At 29.5% G+C, this 2744-nt stretch carries 3 protein-coding genes and 1 pseudogene; 2 read left to right on the plus strand and 2 right to left on the minus strand.

What is annotated here, in order from left to right; genetic code table 11:
• Window positions 1–189, plus strand: a pseudogene (locus EZH24_RS14165) (Rpn family recombination-promoting nuclease/putative transposase); the annotation flags it as partial.
• A gap of 124 nt (window positions 190–313) precedes the next feature.
• Here EZH24_RS14165 and EZH24_RS09860 read toward each other — a convergent pair.
• Entirely contained in the window at window positions 314–553 is a 240-nt protein-coding gene (locus tag EZH24_RS09860) for a (2Fe-2S)-binding protein (RefSeq protein ID WP_137998980.1), read from the minus strand.
• A 143-nt stretch (window positions 554–696) separates the two neighbouring features.
• On the opposite strand from EZH24_RS09860, the gene EZH24_RS09865 reads away from it, so the two are divergent.
• Window positions 697–1467, plus strand: coding sequence for a hypothetical protein (locus tag EZH24_RS09865; protein ID WP_137998981.1), 771 nt, complete (start codon window positions 697–699; stop codon window positions 1465–1467).
• Between the two features lie 154 nt (window positions 1468–1621).
• Here the strand turns inward: EZH24_RS09865 and EZH24_RS09870 are convergent, their stop codons facing one another.
• Window positions 1622–2458, minus strand: coding sequence for a flagellin N-terminal helical domain-containing protein (locus tag EZH24_RS09870; RefSeq protein WP_137998982.1), 837 nt, complete (start codon window positions 2456–2458; stop codon window positions 1622–1624).
• Window positions 2459–2744: the final 286 nt, after the last annotated feature.

Below are 2744 nucleotides of genomic sequence, written 5' to 3' on the forward strand. Positions count from 1 at the left end.
TACGATAAACAAATATCGCTTGAAGATAAAAGACGAGAAGGTATAAAAGAAGGAATTAAAAAAGGAAAACTCGAAGGTTTAAAAGAAGGGCAAATTTCAATAGCCAAAACTTTAAAACAAATGAATATGGACGATGCTTCCATAAGTAAAGCTACGGGATTAAGTATCGAAGAAATTGAGAATTTATAAATTTTATATATTTGATAAGTAATCATTTTTTCTATTTTGAAAATATCTCATAATCTCCTTTATTGGATTTTCTAAATATTTGTCTTTTGAATCTTTAAATTTACCGCTAATTAAAAATATAAAATCATGGCAAAGGCTCGTAATTATTCTTTTTGACGTATTCTATCAAGCTTTCTATTCTGTTTACGCATCCGCCGCAACCTGTGGACGCGCCCGTTTTTTTGGCAATGCTTTCGACTGTCGATAATTTATTTTCTATTATTTCTTTATAAATCGTTCTGTAAGACACTTTTTTACAATGGCATAATTCTTTATCGTAATTTAAAGCCGTTTGACATTTCAAATCTTCTATAGTTAAATCCATAATTTTGCACCTCTAACTTATTTATAATTTTAACACTTAAAAAATAAAATTCAATATTTAAAATAAACGCTTAATTTATTTGTAATTTATAAAATTATATATTAAAATACATATTTATTAATAGTCAAAAATTAGGAAAAATTATGCTCTCTTTTAGAAAAGATTTGGAAAAGAAAGATTTGGATATTTTGGATTTATTTACATTATCTTTTTATATATTTAGGCAGAATTTTTTTAACTTTTTTTTGATTAGTATGATTTGCGGAATTCCTATTATTCTTGCCACGGTTTATTTTCCTGCATCGATTTTCGACCCGCTAAAAGTTCAAACTACCGAAGATTTTATAAATTGGTTTAAAAACGAAGTCAATTTTGGATTTTACTTAAACGCTTTTTTGTCTTGGTTTTTGGATATAATTTCGCTCGCTTCGATTTCTTTTATTGTCGAGGCGATGGTTTATAAAAAAATAAGAACGGCTTTTTGGTCGATAAAAAAAAGTTTTACGATTATTTTTCAGCTTCTTATAACATCGTTTTTATATATGATAATAATTTTTTTCGGACTAGCTTTCTTTATAGTTCCTGGAATTGTTTTCGTTGTTTTATTTATGTTTACAAGTAATATTTGCGCTTTAAGGCATACTTGGGGAATTGACGCCATAAAATATTCTTCAAGTTTGATTAAACCGAAATTTTTTAAGGCTTTATTTATTCTTTTATTTATAGTGTTTTTCAAAAATGTCTTTTTAATTTCTTTTCCTTCCGCCCCAAAAGAAACGAGAGAAGGTTTATTATATTATTTTTTATCAATGGGATTATTATATTTATTTGACGCATATTTCAAAGTAATTATAACTTTATTTTTCTTAAATAGAGATTTTGTAGAGAGTTCGCAAAAAATAGATTTCGATTAATTATAAAAATTATTTCAATAAACTATTTCAATAAAAAAATTAAAAAATATTTGATAAAAATAAAAGCCTTTAGAAATATTTAAATTTCCAAAGGCTTTTTGTTAGCTTTTTAATATTTGTAATAAGTCGTTTTTATTTAATAAATTTTAATAAATTAACCTATTATTCTCATTATAGCTTGGCTTCTCATATTAGCGTTTGCGAGCATAGCGGCGCCAGTTTGTTGAAGAATTTGTTCGCGAGTGTAGGCTACCATTTCTTCAGCCATATCGGCGTCTCTTATAACGCTTTCGCTTGCAATCGTGTTTTCAGTGGCAATCATTAAGCTTTTAACCATTGATTCCATTCTGTTTTGAACAGCGCCTAATTCAGCTCTTTGAGCGACTACCATTTGAATTCCTTCGTCAATTCTTCCAAGAGATTGGTTTGCAGTTTCAACGGAAGAAATAGAAATAGGAGTTTCGCCTCCAACTTGAAGATTAGCGGCTGTCATAGCGCCTATATTTACGGACACTCTTTGGTCCATATTAGCGCCGATGTGAAAAGTGATAGGAGTTTGTCCGTCAGAAGAGAATCTTCCAGTCAACATATTCATTTTGTTGAATTCCGCTTGAGAAGCGATTCTGTCAACTTCTTCTACCAATTGGTTTACTTCCACTTGAATCAAAGCTCTGTCGCTGTCGGAATATATTCCGTTAGCCGCTTGAATTGCCAATTCTCTCATTCTTTGCATGATATTGGTCGTTTCATTTAAATAACCTTCCGTAGTTTGAATGAAAGAAATACCGCTTTGAGCGTTTCTCGTGGCTTGTTGAAGTCCACGATATTGAGAACGCATTTTTTCCGAAACCGCTAATCCAGAAGCATCGTCTCCCGCTCTGTTAATTCTCTGACCGCTTGAAAGCGATTCGATTGTTTTTGTCATTGAACTTCCAGTTAAGTTCAATTGCCTGTTCGCATTTAATGCCGAAACATTATTGTTGATAATCATGATTACTACCCTCCATGAATAGTCTAAAAAAATTAAATTTTCAAAGCTTTTTTTATTATATCTTTAATCCGTTATCATCCCAATAAACTAAGACATAATAAAAACTTTTATTTTATAGACGATATATTATAATATTTCTAAAAAAAAGTAAATACTAATATTTAAAAAAATTAGATATTTTTATATTAAAAATTAATTGACATTAACCGTTTCAAAAGAATTCGATTTGCCGACAAATGCTCGGACGCCATAAACGAAAATAGACTTTTTTTATGCGAAAGAGGAA

The sequence above is a fragment of the Brachyspira catarrhinii genome (assembly GCF_005518285.1).
Classification (GTDB): Bacteria; Spirochaetota; Brachyspiria; order Brachyspirales; family Brachyspiraceae; genus Brachyspira; species Brachyspira catarrhinii.

Bases quoted from the DNA above. Each gene is read 5' to 3' on its own strand.
- EZH24_RS09860 (WP_137998980.1), bottom strand. From the start codon at position 553: ATGGATTTAACTATAGAAGATTTGAAATGTCAAACGGCTTTAAATTAC.
- EZH24_RS09865 (WP_137998981.1), top strand. From the start codon at position 697: ATGCTCTCTTTTAGAAAAGATTTGGAAAAGAAAGATTTGGATATTTTG.
- EZH24_RS09870 (WP_137998982.1), bottom strand. From the start codon at position 2,458: ATGATTATCAACAATAATGTTTCGGCATTAAATGCGAACAGGCAATTG.